We start from the raw sequence: 16,552 nt of genomic DNA, 5'->3' as shown, positions 1-16,552 counted from the left end.
CTCCAACGACCTCCATCGCTCCCACGAACAGGCCGGACATGAACCAACACTCGGCGACAGGCAGTGTCCTCTCGCTCGACCCGGACCTCCGCGCGGCGGTGCTGCGCGTCGCCCGCGTGCCGAACCTTCTGGTGGCATGTGACTACGACGGCACGCTCGCGCCGATCGTCGCCGACCCCACCAAGGCGATCCCCAGCCCAGAATCCGTGGCCGCCGTCCGCGCGTTGTCCTCACTGCCGCAGACAACCGTCGGTGTGATCTCGGGTCGCGCGCTGCGCGACCTGGCCGCCCTGTCGCGCCTCCCCGCCGAGGTGCGGCTCGTCGGCAGCCACGGCTCCGAGTTCGACGTCGGTTACGTCGACGAGTTGCCGCCGGAGCGCCAGCAGCGGCGCGCCGAGCTGCACGCGGCGCTCACCGCGATCTGCCGCGACCAGCCGGGGGTGCGCCTGGAGGCGAAACCCGGCAGCGTCGCGGTACACACCCGCGCGGCCCCCCGCGACGTCGCGGGACGGGTCTTCGACGCCGTGCGCAGCGGTGCGGCCCTGTGGCCCGACATCGAGGTGACCACCGGCAAGGAGGTCATCGAGCTGTCGGTCGTGCCGACCGACAAGGGCCTGGCCGTCGACGCCCTGCGGATGCAGGTGTCGGCCAGCGCCATCGTCTACCTCGGCGACGACGCGACCGACGAGAAGGCCTTCGCCCACCTGCACGGGCCCGACCTGGGCATCAAGGTCGGCGCCGGGGAGACCGGCGCCGAGACCTTGGCCCGCTTCAGCATCGCCGACGCCGAGGTCGCCGTCGCCGTGCTGGAGCTGCTGCTGCACACCCGCCGGCGCTGGCTCTTCGGCGAGCAGGCGGTGCCGATCGAGCGGCACTCGATGCTGTCCAACACGCACACCGTGGCGCTGCTCACGCCCGCCGCCCGGGTCACCTGGCTGTGCCACCCGAAGCCGGACTCCGGCGCGGTCTTCGCCGACCTGCTCGGCGACACCGCGGCGGGCCACTTCACGGTCCAGCCGGAGCGCGGCGGCATCCCGCTCGGGCAGCGGTACCGGCCGGGCACGATGACCGTGGAGACCCGCTGGTCGGGGCTGACCGTCACGGACTGGCTCGACCACCACCCCAGCGGCAACTCGCTGCTCCGGGTGCTGTCGGGCAGCGCCCGGGCCCGGATCGACTTCGTGCCGCGGCCCGACTTCGGCCAGGTGCACATCCGCCTGCAGCCGATCGGCGACGAGGGCCTGCTGGTGCTCGGCTCCAACGAGCCGATGGTGCTCTACTCCCCGGGCATCAGCTGGGAGATCACCTCCGACGGCCACAGCGACCTGGCCCGCGCCACGGTCGACCTCAGCGCCACCGGCGGCACCGCCATGCTGGAGCTGCGGCTGGGCACCGACTCGATCGACCCGCCCGTGGACGACGTCGAGCAGCGGCAGGTCGCCGCGGAGGCCGCCTGGCGGGACTGGTCCGACGGGCTGAAGCTGCCCTCGGTCGCCCGCGACCTGGTCCGGCGCAGCGCGCTCACGCTGCGCGGGCTGTGGCACAAGCCGACCGGGGCGATCCTGGCCGCGGCGACGTCGTCGCTGCCGGAGGAGATCGGCGGCTCCCGCAACTGGGACTACCGGTACTGCTGGCTGCGTGACGCGTCGCTGACCGCCAAGGCCCTGGTCGACCTCGGCTCGACCGAGGAGGCCGAGTCGCTGCTGCGGTGGACGCTGAAGGTCGCCGACAACACCGACGGCCACCCGGAGCGGCTGCACCCGCTGTACACGCTCGACGGCACCGAGCTGGGCCCGGAGGCGGTCATCGAGGCGCTGCCCGGCTACGCGGGCTCCCGCCCGGTGCGGGTCGGCAACGCCGCCAACGGCCAGGTGCAGCTCGACGTGTTCGGCCCGGTCGCCGACCTGGTGACCACGCTGGCCGAGATCCGCCCGCCGGAGGACGGCGACTTCGCCCTCATGGAGGCGATGGTCGAGGCCGTGGAGCGGCGCTGGCACGAGCCCGACCACGGCATCTGGGAGGCGCGCCGGCGGCCCCGGCACTACGTCTACTCGAAGGTCATGTGCTGGATGACCGTCGACCGCGGCGTCCAGCTCTTCGAGCGGGCCGGCCGGCCGGTGCCGGAGACGTGGCGGGCGCTGCGCGACACGATCGCCGAGAACGTGCTGGACAAGGGCTGGGACGAGAAGCTCGGCGCGTACACGGTCGCCTACGGCTACGACGAGATGGACGCGTCGGTGCTGTGGATCGGCCTGTCCGGGCTGCTCGCCGACGACGACCCGCGGTTCCTCGCCACGGTCCTGGCCGTCGAGGCCGACCTGCGTGAGGGCCCGACGGTGTACCGGTACCGCTGGGACGACGGCCTGGCCGGCGTCGAGGGCGGCTTCCACCTGTGCACGACCTGGATGATCGAGGCGTACCTGCGCACCGGCCGCCGGGCCGACGCGGAGGAGCTGTTCGCCCAGTTCATCGAGTGCGCCGGCCCGACGGGCCTGCTGCCGGAGGAGTACGACCCGCTGACCGAGCGCGCCCTGGGCAACCACCCGCAGGCGTACTCGCACCTCGGGCTGATCCGCTGCGCCCTGGAGCTGGACCGCTCCTGAGCCTGGAGAACGGGCGCCCTCCGCGGGGAGGGCGCCCGTTTCATGCGGTGAGGGCGTCGACGACCGGGCCGACCACGATGACGGCCGGCGGGCGCAGCGCCGCCTCCTTCACCGCGTCGGCGACCGTGGACAGCTGCGCGCGCACGACCCGCTGGTCGCGGGTCGTGCCCTCCTGGATGACCGCGACGGGGGTGTCCGGCGCCCGGCCGTGCTCCTGCAGGGTCGCGGCGATCGCCGGCAGGTTCTTCAGGCCCATCAGGATGCTCAGGGTGCCCCGCAGCCGGGCCAGGGCCGCCCAGTCGACCAGCGACTCGGGGTGCGACGGGGACAGGTGCCCGGACACGACGGTGAACTCGTGCGCCAGGCCGCGGTGCGTGATCGGGATGCCGGCCGCCGAGGGGACCCCGATCGAGCTGCTGATGCCGGGCACGACGGTCACCGGTACCCCGGCCGCCGCGCACGCCAGGAGCTCCTCGCCGCCCCGGCCGAACACGTACGGGTCGCCGCCCTTGAGGCGGACCACGAACTTGCCCTGCCGGGCCCGGTCGACCAGCACCCGGTTGATCTCCTCCTGGGCGGCCGACGGGCCGTAGGGGATCTTCGAGGCGTCGAACAGCTCGACCTCCGGGCGCAGCTCGTCCAGCAGCAGCCCGGCGGCGAGCCGGTCGATGACGACCACGTCCGCCGCCGCGAGGAGCCGGCGGCCGCGGACCGTGAGCAGCTCCGGGTCGCCCGGGCCGGAGCCGACCAGCGCCACCCGGCCCATGCCGTCCACCGGTGCGGCCTCGGGCGGCGTCGCCGCCGCGATCTCGCCGGCGGCGAGCCGCTCGCCGATCGCGTCGCGGACGGCGACGGCGCGGGCCGGGTCGCCGCCGCCGAGCACGGCGACGGTCACCGGGCCCTGCCGGGTCACCGCCGGGGTCCAGGCGGTGGCGGCGTGGCGGTCGTCGGCGCGCACGCAGAAGATCCGGCGGGCCGCGGCGAGCTCACTGATCGTGGCGGCCGCGGCGGGGTCGCTGACCGCCACGTGGACCAGCCACACGTCGTCGATGTCGGCCGGCTCGAAGCGCCGGGCGCGCCAGGTGACCCGGCCGGCGTCGACGTGGGCCTGCAGGGCGGGGGTGATGTGCGGCGACACCAGCACGACGTCCGCGGCGGCGTCGAGCAGGGCGGGAACGCGCCTGGTGGCCACGGCACCGCCGCCGACCACCAGGACACGCAAACCGTTGAGCACCAGACCGAGGGGGTATGGGTTCACTTGTGGGCAACTCCAGCTGAGTCGAAAGTGGCAACCTCGTGCAACACGCGGACAGCACTGGCCACGATCGGCAGCGCCAGGACGGCGCCGGTGCCCTCGCCCAGGCGCAGGCCCAGGTCGACGAGCGGTTCCAGCTCAAGATAGCCGAGCGCTACGCTCGCGCCGGGCTCGGCCGACCGGTGCCCGGCGACCATGGCGGCGGTGCAGGCGGGCGCGAGCGCGGCGGCGGCGAGGGCGGCGGCCGCGGCGATGACCCCGTCGATGATCACCGGGACGCGCAGCGCCGCGGCCCGCAGGATGTAGCCGACGAGCGCGGCGTGCTCCAGCCCGCCGACCGCGGCGAGCACGTCGACCGGGTCCTCGGCGTGCAGCGCGACGACCGCTGATGTGACAACCGCCACCTTCCGGGCGTGGGTCTCGCTGTCGATGCCGGTGCCGAGGCCGGTCACCGACGCCGGGTCGGCGTGCGTGAACGCGGCGATCAGCGCCGCCGACGGGGTGGTGTTGGCGATGCCCATGTCGCCGGTCAGCAGCACCTTCGCGCCGCCGTCGACCAGCTGCTGGGCGATGTCGATGCCGACCTCGATCGCCTGCAGCGCCTCCTCGCGGGTCATCGCCGGCTCGACGCTGAGGTCGCGGGTGCCGGCGCGGACCTTACGCAGCTCCAGGCCCTCGGCCGGGTCGAGGGTGCTCTTCACGCCGACGTCGACGACGGTCACGCTCGCGCCGCACTGCCGGGCGAACGCGTTGACGACCGCCCCGCCGGCCAGGAAGTTGGCCACCATCTGTGCGGTGACCTCCTGCGGCCAGGGCGTCACGCCCTGCGCATGCACGCCGTGGTCACCGGCGAAGATCGCCAGCGCGGCGGGCTCCGGTACGGGCGGCGGGCACGTGCCGGCCAGGCCCGCGAGCCGTACCGCGAGGATCTCCAGCACACCGAGGGAGCCCGGTGGCTTCGTCAGCCTGGCCTGCAGTGCCCTGGCCGCCGCGATCGCCTCGTCGTCGAGCGGCCGGATCGCCGCGAGTGTCTCCGTGAGCATCTTCACCCTCCCAGTACGTTCGACAACACCGCGACGAACGCGTCACTCGTGGCAGTGTCCCGCACCGCAATACGTAACCAGTCCTGGCCCAGTCCCGGGAACGTTTCGCCACGTCGCACCGCGAAGCCCCGGTCCCGCAGCGCCTCGCGGACCCTCGTGCCATCGGCGACCCTGATCAGCAGGAACGAGCTGCGGGGCCGGCCGGCGACCTCGACGCCCGCCGCGCGCAGCGCCGCGACGAGGTGCTCCCGGTCGGCGGTGAGCGCCTCGGCGATGGTCCGCTCCGTGTGTACGGCCAGCGGCGACGCGCACGCGGTCGCGGCGGCGAGCGCCGGGGTGGAGACGCTCCACAACGGCGCGTGCCGCCGCAGCTCGGCGATCAGCCCAGCCGGGCCGAGGACGTAGCCGATGCGCAGGCCGGCGAGGCCCCACGTCTTGGTCAGGCTGCGGATGACGACGGCGTCGCGGTTGCCGGTCAGGGTCTCCGGCTCGCCGGGGACCGTGTCGGCGAACGCCTCGTCGACGACGACCGTCCGCCCGGGACGCACCCAGGACGCGATCCGCTCCGCTGGGTGCAGGCACGAGGTCGGGTTGGTGGGGTTGCCGACCACGACGAGGTCCGCCGAGTGCGGCGGGTCCTTCAGCGTGAAGCCGTCGGCGGCGTCCAGCAGCAGCCGGTCCACCGCGTGGCCCGCGGTCAGCAGCGCGCTCTCCGGCTCGGTGAACTGCGGGTGCACCACCACCGCGTGCCGGGGGCGCAGCGCCTGCGCCAGCAGCGTGAACGCCTGCGCGGCGCCCGCGGTCAGCAGCACCTCGTCGGCGGGCCGGCCGTGCCGGGCGGCGATCGCCGCGGTCGCGTCCGCCGGGTCCGGGTACCGCGCGAGATCCGCCAGGGAGGCCGCGATCGGGTCGGTGAGCCACGAGGGCGGCCGCTCCTGTCGGACGTTGACCGCCAGGTCGACCAGACCGGGCGCGACCTCGGCATCGCCGTGGAACCGCAGCATCCAGCGATCGTCGCGTACGGGGAGGCGAATTGTCCTAGCTTGGAGATGTGATCGCGCGCACGCTGCGAGTGGCCGGTGGATTCCTGACCCTCGTCCGGACCGGGCTCATCGTCGGGCTCGCGGTCGCCGCGCTGATCTACCCGATGGTGGCGCTCACCGGCGTGGGCGTGAAGCGCGGCACCGACGCGCTGTCCGTGCCGGTCGGCGCGCTGCGCTCGTCGCTGCCCGCGCAGACCAGCCACGTGTACGCGGCCGACGGCACGACGCTGCTCGCGCAGTTCTACGAGGAGTACCGGACCTACACCAGCCTCGACACGATCTCGCCCAACATCCAGCGGGCCATCGTCGCCGCCGAGGACGCCCGCTTCTGGGAGCACCACGGCGTGGACTTCAAGGGCGTCGCCCGCGCCTTCGTGGCGAACCAGAAGGCCGGCACCGTCTCGCAGGGCGCATCGACGCTCACCATGCAGTACGTGCGCAACGTGCTGCGCGACAGCGCCGACACCCCGGCCGAGGTGTCCGAGGCGACGGAGCAGACCGGCGCCCGGAAGCTGCGCGAGATGAAGCTCGCCATCGAGCTCGAGAAGCACCTGAGCAAGCCCGAGATCCTGGAGCGGTACCTCAACGTCGCCTACTTCGGGCACCGTGCCTACGGGATCCTCGCCGCGGCGGAGGTGTACTTCTCCAAGCGCCCCGCCGACCTCACCGTCCCCGAGGCCGCGCTGCTCGCCGGGCTGGTCCAGGCGCCGTCGTCGTACGACCCGGCCGGCAGCGACCCCGCGCCGGCCGTGCAGCGGCGCGACTACGTCATCGACCGCATGGCCGACCTCGGGTACCTCGACGCCGCCGCCGCGGCCGCCGCCCGGGCCACCCCGATCGCGCTGAAGCTCAGCGAGCCGCCGAACGACTGCCTGCCCGCCCGGCCCGGCTGGGGCTTCTTCTGCGCCATGTTCCGGTCCTGGTGGAGCGACCAGCCCGGGCTCGGCGACAGCCCCGACGAGCGGCTCGACCGGCTGCGCCGCGGCGGGTACACCGTCATCGCGTCACTCGACCCGCGCATCCAGGAGATCGCCCAGGCTCAGGTGCTGAAGCGGGAGAAGACGCACAGCCTGTACGCCCTCGGGCAGGTCGCGGTCGAGCCCGGCACCGGCCTGATCCGCGCCATGGCGGTGAACCGCACGTACTCCCTCGACCGGGCCAGCAACGGCCCGCACTCCGACCCGCGCCAGCGCAAACGCCTGCGCGGCAACTACCCCAACACGGTCAACCCGCTGCTCGGCGGCGGCGACATGGCCGGCTACCAGGCCGGGTCGACGTTCAAGATGTTCACGCTGCTCGCCGCCCTGGAGCAGGGCATGCCGCTGGCCACCGCGATCAACTCGCCGAAGACGTTCGTGTCCGAGTACAAGACCGGCCGCGACAGCCCCGCCCGTTGTGGCGTGGACAGCTGGTGCCCCTCCAACGCCTCCGCCTCCATGACCGGCCGGCACACCATGTGGTCGGGCTTCGGCAAGTCCGTGAACACGTTCTTCGTGCAGCTCGAGCAGCGCGTGGGCGCCGAGTCCGCGGTCCGCATGGCCGAACGGCTCGGGCTGCACTGGCGCACCGGCATCGACAAGCTGCAGGCCTCCCCGGCGAAGGCGAAGACGTGGGGCGCCTTCACCCTCGGCGTCGCCGACACCACACCCCTGGAGATGGCGGGCGCCTTCGCCACGGTCGCCGCGGACGGCAGGCACTGCGAGCCCATCCCCGTCGTGTCCATCCGGCAGGTCGACGGTGCTGAGGCCGTCGACGCCAAGGGGGTGGCCGTCGCGGCGCCCCGCTGTGCCCAGGTGCTGTCGCCGGACGTGGCCCGGGGCGCGGTCGACGCGGCCCGCTGCGTCACCGGGTTCAAGGCGGCCACCGGCGACTGCGGCGGCGGGGGTACCGCGTCCCGGGTGTACCCGACCGTGCGCCACCCCGTCGCCGGCAAGTCCGGCACGACCGACGACAACCGGGCCGCGTGGTTCGTCGGGATGACGCCCGGGCTGACGGTCGCCGGGTTCATCGCCGACCCCGACAACCCGCTGCACCGGGTCGGCTCGGCCAACGCCGGCAAGCCCCGCGAGACGGTCGCCGAGACGCTCCGCGACGCCCTCGACGGCACCGCCGTGCGCCAGTTCACGCCGCCGAGCATGACCATCGCCTACGGCGCGAACGCCAAGCCGCGCGCCTTCAAGACGCGGCGCTGAGCTTCCCCCGGTGGGACCCGCCGGGGCTTCAGCGGATGTCGGCGGGCACCAGGGACCAGCTCTCCAGGTCGACCCGCCCGCTGTGCAGCGACCCGGCGTTGCGCATCAGCCCCTCGTACGTGAACCCGGCCTTCTCCGCCACCCGCCGCGACGCCACGTTGCCGGGCGCCACCCGCAGCTCGACGCGCTGGAACCGGTGCTCCAGCAGCAGCGACAGGGCCAGCACGTCCACCGCCTCGGGCGCGACGCCGTAGCCCCGGGCGTCGGCGGCCACCGCGTACGCGATCTCCGTCGACCGGGTCAGCCAGTCGGTGTTCTTCGTCCAGAGGCAGCCGACGAGCCGCTCGTCCTCCCGCCGCACGATGCCGTAGTGGTCGCCGGCCCCGCTGTCGCGCCGCTCGACGGCCAGCTCCGTGCACCAGGCGTAGCCGTCGAACTCGCTGTTGTCGTCCTGCGCGATCGGCAGCCACCGCCGCACCAGCCGGTCCGCGAAGATCTCACCGACCCGCTTGTCGTCGTCCGCGCACAGCGGCCGCACCGACAACCTGGGGGTCTGCACCGACAGCGACGGGAAGCGGCGCAACGCCACCGACCAGGTCGACACTAGGCGGCCTCCGTCGCCCCGCCGGCGGGCGGCCCCGAGGTCGGCGGCCCGTCCCCGGACCATGCGTCCTCGCCCGCCGCCCGCTCGCCGTCGCCACGTGCCGCAGGCACGGTGCCACCGGCCCCCGCCGCAGCGGCGCCGGCCTCTGTCGCGGCGGCGCTGATCCCTGTCACGGCAGCGCCGGTTCCTGTCGCGGCAGCGCCGGTCTCTGTCGGGGTGGCACTGGTTCCCGTCGCTCCGGCGGCGCCGGCCCTCGTCGCGGCGGCGCTGATCCCTGTCGCTCCGGCGGCGCCGGATGCGAGCGGGTGCTCCGGCCCTAAGTCTGGCGGTGCCGAGACCGGGCTCTGGTCCCCGACCCCGAGCGGCTCCCGCCCTTGGGCGGGCACCTGCAGGTACGCCGTCGGCGCCTCATCGGGCGCCACCAGGTCGGACCCGGCGGCGATCACCGTCATCCCGGCGGGCGCCGCCGACACGGGTGCCGCAACGGTCGGCAACGGCGCCGGCGAGACCGGCACGGCCGCCGACGTCGCGGACGCGCCCGCCCACTGCTGCCCCTGCCCCACCGGCGGCATCCCGGCCTCCTCGGCGGGCCGCGACCCGGCGGCACCGGCCCCGGACACGGGCGCGCCGGCGGGCGGCGGCACCTCGGACGACTGGACGGACGCGGGCGGGGCGGAGACGATCGTCGGCACAACCCCAGACGATGGCAGCCCGGAGCCCGTCGCGGGCGCGTTCGGGGTGGAAGGCACCCCAACGCTCGCCCCAGCAGTCGCGCTGGACGGCTCAGCCCCGGCCGCCCCGGCCGTGCCCAACTCCGCGCCGTCGCTGCCAGAACCCTCCGTGCCGGCGCCGCCGGACCGCTCAGCCACATGGTCCGACCCGACCTGCGGCCCGGCACCCGGCCCGACCTGCGGCCCGACACCTAGCCTAGTGACATCCGGCGCGGTGACACCAGACTCGACGGCACCCGGCCCGTCGACACCCAGCCCGACCGGCGACCCGGCATCCGAGCCGACCTCCGGCATGGCATCCGGCCCCGCATCTTGGGCGGCTGGCCTGGCGACCTGGCCTGCGGATCCGGAGGGCTGAGCGGCGGACACCAGCGCGACCCCTGCCCGGCTCGTCGGACCGAACGGGCTGGAGGCGATCCCATCGTCCTCCCCCGCGTCCGCCGGCGCCTGGATGACCGCGGTGGGCGCTTCCTCCCTGCCCGCCGGCGCGGCGGCGGGCGACGACACCGGCGCCGGCGACGGGGTGGACGGGGCCGACACCGGCGTCACGGCGCCCGGGCCCACGACGGGCGCGGGCGGCGAGTATGTGTCCGCCGCCACGGGGAACCCACCCGGCGCCGCGGTCAACCCACCGGAGGCCGCGGTGAACCCGCCCGGCGCCGAGACCGGGCCCGGGACTGACACAGGGCTGGCGGCGGGGGCGGTGCCCGGCGCGGCGAAGGCGGCCGGAGCCGAGACGGGGCTCGGGCTGGGAGCGGCCGGCTGGCGCGACGGGTCAGGCCTGGTCGGCGCCGGCCCCGGCGCACCGCCGGGCTTGGCGAGGCTGGTGACCCCGGACGCACCGGCCGCCGCGACCTGGCCGCCCGCCGGGAACTGCAGGGTGGTGCCGCCGGACGGCGGCTGCGCGGCGACGACGGTCGGGCGGTTGTACGGGTGCGTGCTCGGCGTCGTCCACTGCCCCTGCACCGGGGTGGCGGTGGCGCCGGCGGCGGCCACGAAGCGGGACGCGATCGACGGGGTGCCGGCCCAGTGCAGGCCGAGGTAGGAGGCGTGCACGCCGCGGTGGACGAAGCCCTCGGCCGGACCGCCGGCCCAGGTCCAGGCGGCCTGGAGGCCGGCCCGGGGGTTGATCGTGGTGCGGTGCATCTTGTGGCCGACGACCTGGGCGCCGACCGGCAGCAGGACCGACGAGCTGCGGGCGGTGGCCTCCCGGTAGCCGAGCACGACAAGGTCGGTCTCGCGGGCGGAGGCGTCCACGACGCCGCACATCGGGCGGCCGTTGAAGTCGCGGCAGAGCCAGACCAGGCCGGTGCCCTCGGCGGCGATCGGCTTGCCGGCCGCGGCGTGCGCGGCGACGGCGGCCCGGAGGCGGCTGTTGAAGCCCAGCTCCTCGACGTACGACTCCGGCAGGGCACCACCGACGACCAGGCCGTCGACGCCGTCGGGCAGGAACTCGTCGCGCAGCGGGTCGAAGGGCACGACCTCGGCACCGGCGGCGGTGAGCAGCTCGGCGGTCTCCGGGTAGGAGAAGGCGACGCCGATGATCGGCCGGCGCCCGATGCGGGCCACCGCCGGCTCGGGGCCGCGGGCCGCGGCGACCTCCTCCGCAGCGTTCCACGGGTCGGAGGTCAGCCTGGGCGCCGAGCGGGCCAGGGCCATGGCCCGGTCGATGTCGACGGCGCCGGCGATGACCTCGCCGAGGCGGCGCACGGCGCGGACCGCGTCGAGGTTGTGGTGCACGACGGGGGCGACGCCGTGGTGCCGGGACGGCAGCGGCGCGCCCGCGTCGCCGATGTCGGTGAGCGCGTGGCGGCGCAGGGCGCCGAGGACGGGCACGCCGATGTCGTCGAGGGCCTCGCGCAGCAGCTGCTCGTGCCGGGACGAGGCGACCCGGTTGAGGATGACGCCGCCGAGCCAGAGCAGTTCGTCGTACGCCCGGAAGCCGTGCACGAGTGCGGCGACGGACTGCCCCATGGCGCCGACGTCGACGACCAGCACCACGGGCGCGCGCAGCAGCCCGGAGATCTGGGCGGTCGACTCGCTGTCGGTGCGGCCGGCGAGCCCGTCGAACAGCCCCATCGTGCCCTCGACCACGGCGATGTCGAGCGAGCCTGCGCCGTGGGCGAACAGCGGGCCGATCCGCTTCGCGCCGACCATGCGCGGGTCCAGGTTGCGACCTGGCCGACCGGCGGCCAGCCCCAGGTAAGCGGCGTCGACGTGGTCCGGGCCGATCTTGAAGCCGGCGGACCGATAGCCCCGCGCAGACATCGCGGCCAGCAGGCCGACGGAGACCGCGGTCTTGCCGTGACCGGAGGACGGCGCGCTGATCACCAGCCTCGGGATCGTGCTCATGATGCTCCTCTGGCGCGGGGGCAAACGTGTGTCCCGGACGATACCGGGTGGGCGCCACCGCAACTGTCCGGAACGCACCGGATACCGTGCTTGGTTGTGTACCGGTTTCTCGCGTCGCCCCGGTGGCTCGGCTACGCCGCGCTGACCGTCGCCGCGGCGACCGTCATGGTGCTGCTGGGCTTCTGGCAGCTTGACCGCTATCACCAGCGGGCGTCGATCAACGCGCGGATCACGGCGGGCACGTCCGCCACGCCGGTGCCGCTCACCGACGTGGTGCCCCGCCCGGGCGGCGCCGCCGGCACGGTGGGCCCGGCGCCCGGCGGCCACACCGACTGGCTGCGGGTGCAGGTCACCGGCCGTTACGACCCGTCCCGGGAGATCCTGGTGCGGGGCCGCACCGTGGAGGGCCGGGTCGGCTTCGAGGTGCTGACCCCGCTGGTCCTCGCCGACGGCACGGCGGTGCTGGTCGACCGCGGCTGGGTCGCACCGGCCGAGGGCGGCGCGCTCGCGATGCCGTCGGTGCCCGCCGCCCCCGACGGCGAGCAGACCGTGCTCGGCAGGCTCCGGCCGTCGGAGAGCCGCGGCAGCGCGCCGAAGGAGGTCGGCGGCCGCCTGGAGGTCCGCCGGATCACCCCGGCGGCGATCGCCCCGGCGATGCCCTACGCCGTCTACGACGCCTATGTCAGCACCGACCAGCCCGCCCCGGGCCTGACCGCGGTCGCACCCGAGAAGCAGAACGCCCTGCAGAACGCCGGCTACGTGCTGCAGTGGTGGCTGCTGGCCGCCCTGAGCCTCTGCGGCTTCGTCTACCTGGCCCGCCGCGAGGCCCGCGGCCCCGAGCCCGAGGACCTCCTCGACGAGTTCCACGACACGCCCGCCTGAGCCACCCGGCGGCAGACCACGGGCCGGACCCACGGCCGACGCCGCACGAGACGGCCGACGCCGCACGAGACGGCCGACGCCGCACGAGACCGGCCGGGCCACGCCCGAACACGGCCACGCCGCAACCCACGCACGGCGGCCCGCGCCACCACCCAGCAAGCAGGCAGGCAGGCAATGCGACCGCCCAGCAAGCCGGCAGGCAGCGCGACCAACCAGCACCGGCCCTCGACCACCGCCCGGCAAGCCGGCAGGCAGCGCGACCAACCAGCACCGGCCCTCGACCACCACTCGGCAGGCCGGCAGGCAGCGCGACCGACCAGCACCGGCCCGCGCCGCCTGCCGGCCGGGCGCCGGGCAGGCACCCGGACCGGCTCACGGCTCGTCGGTGGACGGTCCCGCGTGGATGGCGCGCACCGCGTCGATCGTGTCGGCCTCGTCGGCGCGCTTGTCCTCGCGGTAGCGCAGGACGCGGGCGAAGCGCAGGGCCACGCCGCCGGGATAGCGCGGCGAGGTCTGCACCCCGTCGAAGGCGATCTCGACGACCAGCTCGGGCCGGACCTTGACGACCCAGTCGGACTCCTCGACGGCGAGGGCCTTCAGCCGCTCGGTCTGCCAGCGCAGCATCTCGTCGGTCATGCCCTTGAAGGTCTTGCCGAGCATCACGAACCCGCCGGTCTGCGGGTCGCGGGCGCCGAGGTGCAGGTTGGACAGCAGGCCCTTGCGCCGGCCGTGGCCCCACTCGACGGCGAGGACGACCAGGTCGAGCGTGTGCCGCGGCTTGACCTTCACCCAGGCGGAGCCGCGCCGGCCGACGTCATAGGGCGCGGCGGCGGACTTGACGACGAGACCCTCGTGGCCGGCGGCGACGGCGGCCGCGAACACCCGCTCGGCCTGCTCCGGCGTGTCGAGCATGGTGCGCTCGACCCGCAGCCCCGCCGGCACGGCCCGCTCCAGCGCCGCCCAGCGCACCGATGCCGGCTCGTCGAGCAGGTCAGCGCCGTCGAGGTGCAGGATGTCGAAGAAGAACGGCTGGAGCACGGCGGTGCCGTCGCGGCGCGCGGCCCGGCTCGACGTCTCCTGGAACGGCACGGTCCGGCCGGTGTCGTCGACGCCGACGGCCTCGCCGTCGAGCACGACCGAGGACACCTCGAGTCCGCGGACGGCCTCCACCACCACCGGCACCCGGGCGGTGAGGTCGTCGAGGCTGCGGCTGAACACGGCGACCGTGTCGCCGTCGCGGTGCACCTGGATGCGCACCCCGTCGATCTTGATGTCGGCGGCGGCGGGGGCGCCGGTGTCGGCGAGGGCGTCGGTGGCGGTGGCCGCGCTCTGCGCGAGCATCGGGGCCAGGGGGCGCCCGACGGTGAGCCGGTAGGCCTCCAGGGCCTCGGCGCCGGCGGTGAGCGCGTCGACGGCGACGGTCTTCAGGTCGCCGGCGAGCAGCAGCGCCCGGCGGATCTGCGCGATCGGGACGCCGGAGGCGCGGGCCACCGCGTCGACGAGGAGACCTGCCTGAGCGCCCTGCCGCAGCTCGCCGCTGAGCAGGCCGACCAGGAAGTGCCGCTCGGCCTCGGTGGCGGCGCCGAAGAGGGTGGCGACGAGCTCCCGCCGGGCCGCCTGCGAGCCCTTGCCGGACAGCCGGGCCATGGCCGCGAACGCCTCGTCGACGTCGGTGATGGACAGCGACGGCGACTCGGCGGGCTCCGGCAGGTCCCGCAGGCTGGCATAGCCGACGCCGGTCTGGCGCTGGCGCAGCTCGCCGGACAGATAGGAGGCGCCGGGCGAGAGCTCCCCCGGCTCCAGCCGCCGCAGCGCGTCGGCGAGCAGGTCGATCTTGGCGTTGCGCCCTGAGGTCCGCGCGACGGCGGCGGAGACGGTGGCCAGCTCGACGAATCTCATACCCGGATTCTCACCCAGGGGTACGACAGATTCACCTCAAGCGGCGTACGCCCGCCGGACGGCACCCAGGACCCAGCCCATCCGGCTGACGGCGGTGTCGGGGTGCTCGCCGAACTCGTGGGCCACCAGCGCGGCGCAGCCACGCGGCCCGTGCCGCCGGACGCTGCGCATGACGGCGGTGCGGATGTGCTCGGGGCTGGTCGGATCGGAGGACTGCACGTCGGAGACGAACAGCGCCTCGGCCCGGACGTGTTCCAGGAGCTGCGGCGTCATCTTGTACCCCCTTCGGCTGCCTCCCATCACACGCTCCCGCAGGTGTACCGGTGTGTCCGCCGGGTTGCGGACAGGGTGACAACGTCAAAACGACAGTGCCCCGGCGGGGACAGGGCGGGAGTACAGGTAGCCCTGCCCGTAGTGGCAGCCGAGCGCCTTCAGCCCGGCGGCCTGCGCGGCCGTCTCGATGCCCTCGGCCACGGTCTGCAGCGACAACCCCTCGGCGAGCTGCAAGATCACCCGCATGAGGGTCGAGTCGACGCCCGAAGCGGTGAAGGTCCGATCGATCTTGAGGATGTCGACCGGCAGGTGTACGAGGTACGCCAGCGACGAGTATCCGGTGCCGAAGTCGTCCACGGCGACCCGGACGCCCCGCTCCCGCAGCCGCCCGAGCCGTGCGGTGCGCTCGGCGTCGTCGACCAGGACGGACTCGGTGAGCTCCAGGACCAGCGCGGCGGGCGGCAGGCCGGTCTCGTCGAGCACGGCGAGGACCCGCTCGACGAAGTCCTGCTCGCGCAGCTGGCGCCCGGAGACGTTGACGGTGACGGCGACGCCGTCGCGCTCGTGCCACTCGCGGGCGTCGGTGCACGCCTGCCGCAGCACCCACCAGCCCAGCGGCACGATCAGCCCGGTGGCCTCGGCGACCGGGACGAACGTCAGGGGCGGCACCCCGCCCGCCGGCCAGCGCAGCAGCGCCTCGACCGCGGTGACCCGGCCGTCGGCGAGGCGCACGACGGGCTGGTAGTGCAGCGTGAACTCGCCGTCTGCGAGGGCCCGGCGCAGCCCGGTGGCGAGCTCCTGGTGGCGGGCGGCGGCGGTGCGCAGCCCGGGATCGAACCGGACGATCCGGTCCTTGCCGGCGCTCTTCGCCGCGTCGAGGGCGAGGTCCGCGTCGCGCAGCACGTCGGCGGAGCTGCGCTGGTCGCCGACCGCCACGAGCCCGGCGCTGCCGGTCAGGTGCACCTGCCGCCCGGCGACCGGGTAGGCGGGCCGCAGCTGCGCGAGGGCTTCGTCGAGGGCCCCGTCGAGCGCCTGGCCGGCGCCGCGCCAGACGACCGCGAACTCGTCGTCGCCGAGGCGGGCCAGCAGGTCGGCGCCGGGCAGCGCCGCCCGCAGCCGCCGCGACACCTGCACCAGCAGCTCGTCGCCGGCGGCGTGGCCGAGGGTGTCGTTGACGTCCTTGAAGCCGTCGAGGTCCAGCAGTGCGACGGTGACCCCCGGCGTGGCGCCGGCGAGCACCCGGTCGAGCCGCTCGGTGAGCTGCCGGCGGTTCGCCAGGCCGGTCACCGGGTCGCGGGTGGCGCGCTGGCGCAGCTCCCGCTCCAGGCCCTTGCTACGCGCCGAGGACCTGGCCAGGGAGTGCCTGAGCCGGTGGGAGCGCTGCCGGACCAGCAGCACGGCGGCGCCGGCGGCACCGAGCGCCACGAGCATCGCGAAGCCCGACAGCGTCTGGCGCAGCATCCCCGGTACCGCTGCCGAAAACGCGATCAGGAAGACGCCGGCGACGGCGAGCAACGTGGACGGCCGGCCCGCCATCGGGGCAGGGCGGGGATGGGGGCTCGGCTTGCGTCGCACGCTCCGATGCTAGCTAGCACATATCCGATTTTTCGCCACCTAACGGACAACACGCGCGCAAAGGGCGGGCCCCCACCAGAGGGGGCCCGCCCAGGTCTGC

11 protein-coding genes are annotated in these 16,552 nt (G+C 74.9%); 3 read left to right on the top strand and 8 right to left on the bottom strand.

What is annotated here, in order from left to right; all coding sequences use genetic code 11:
- Window positions 1-38: 38 nt before the first annotated feature.
- Window positions 39-2,603 (top strand): trehalose-phosphatase, encoded by a 2,565-nt coding sequence (otsB, locus tag AB0H83_RS05725; protein ID WP_360087410.1) that lies wholly within the window; start codon window positions 39-41, stop codon window positions 2,601-2,603.
- A 40-nt stretch (window positions 2,604-2,643) separates the two neighbouring features.
- Here the strand turns inward: otsB and cobA are convergent, their stop codons facing one another.
- The 3 genes from cobA to cobC are packed head-to-tail and all read right to left on the bottom strand — an operon-like array spanning window position 2,644 to window position 5,935.
- Window positions 2,644-3,861: a uroporphyrinogen-III C-methyltransferase gene (gene cobA, locus AB0H83_RS05720; RefSeq protein ID WP_360087407.1), complete on the bottom strand. Its 1,218-nt coding sequence runs from the start codon at window positions 3,859-3,861 to the stop codon at window positions 2,644-2,646.
- Window positions 3,858-4,901 carry a nicotinate-nucleotide--dimethylbenzimidazole phosphoribosyltransferase gene (gene cobT / locus AB0H83_RS05715; protein WP_360087404.1) on the bottom strand — a complete coding sequence of 348 codons (1,044 nt, stop codon included), beginning with the start codon at window positions 4,899-4,901 and terminating at the stop codon, window positions 3,858-3,860. The genes cobA and cobT overlap by 4 nt, the downstream gene beginning before the upstream one ends.
- A 2-nt stretch (window positions 4,902-4,903) precedes the next feature.
- Window positions 4,904-5,935, bottom strand: a complete 1,032-nt coding sequence (gene cobC, locus AB0H83_RS05710) for an Rv2231c family pyridoxal phosphate-dependent protein CobC (protein ID WP_360088080.1) — start codon at window positions 5,933-5,935, stop codon at window positions 4,904-4,906.
- A gap of 113 nt (window positions 5,936-6,048) precedes the next feature.
- On the opposite strand from cobC, the gene AB0H83_RS05705 reads away from it, so the two are divergent.
- Entirely contained in the window at window positions 6,049-8,136 is a 2,088-nt protein-coding gene (locus AB0H83_RS05705) for a transglycosylase domain-containing protein (RefSeq protein WP_360088077.1), read from the top strand.
- A gap of 28 nt (window positions 8,137-8,164) precedes the next feature.
- On the opposite strand, the gene AB0H83_RS05700 is transcribed toward AB0H83_RS05705, so the two are convergent.
- On the bottom strand, window positions 8,165-8,740 hold the full coding sequence (locus tag AB0H83_RS05700) for a GNAT family N-acetyltransferase (RefSeq protein WP_360087401.1): 576 nt from the start codon (window positions 8,738-8,740) through the stop codon (window positions 8,165-8,167).
- Window positions 8,740-11,823, bottom strand: coding sequence for a cobyrinate a,c-diamide synthase (locus tag AB0H83_RS05695; RefSeq protein WP_360087398.1), 3,084 nt, complete (start codon window positions 11,821-11,823; stop codon window positions 8,740-8,742). Before AB0H83_RS05695 ends, AB0H83_RS05700 begins: the two co-directional genes overlap by 1 nt.
- A gap of 96 nt (window positions 11,824-11,919) precedes the next feature.
- Between AB0H83_RS05695 and AB0H83_RS05690 the strand changes: the two genes are divergently transcribed.
- Entirely contained in the window at window positions 11,920-12,705 is a 786-nt protein-coding gene (locus tag AB0H83_RS05690; protein ID WP_360087395.1) for an SURF1 family protein, read from the top strand.
- Window positions 12,706-13,077: 372 nt separating this feature from the next.
- Here AB0H83_RS05690 and AB0H83_RS05685 read toward each other — a convergent pair whose 3' ends face one another.
- From AB0H83_RS05685 to AB0H83_RS05675, 3 genes are all read right to left on the bottom strand, one after another.
- Window positions 13,078-14,604: an ATP-dependent DNA ligase gene (locus AB0H83_RS05685; RefSeq protein WP_360087392.1), complete on the bottom strand. Its 1,527-nt coding sequence runs from the start codon at window positions 14,602-14,604 to the stop codon at window positions 13,078-13,080.
- Between the two features lie 36 nt (window positions 14,605-14,640).
- The gene (locus tag AB0H83_RS05680) at window positions 14,641-14,877 is read right to left on the bottom strand and encodes a hypothetical protein (RefSeq protein ID WP_360087389.1); all 237 of its coding nucleotides are present in this window, start codon (window positions 14,875-14,877) and stop codon (window positions 14,641-14,643) included.
- A gap of 84 nt (window positions 14,878-14,961) precedes the next feature.
- Complete coding sequence (locus AB0H83_RS05675; protein WP_360087386.1) at window positions 14,962-16,452, bottom strand: bifunctional diguanylate cyclase/phosphodiesterase; 1,491 nt, start codon at window positions 16,450-16,452, stop codon at window positions 14,962-14,964.
- Window positions 16,453-16,552: the final 100 nt, after the last annotated feature.

The sequence above is a fragment of the Dactylosporangium sp. NPDC050688 genome (assembly GCF_040654515.1).
Taxonomy (GTDB): Bacteria; Actinomycetota; Actinomycetes; order Mycobacteriales; family Micromonosporaceae; genus Dactylosporangium.
This window is presented reverse-complemented; position numbering and strand designations above follow the sequence as displayed.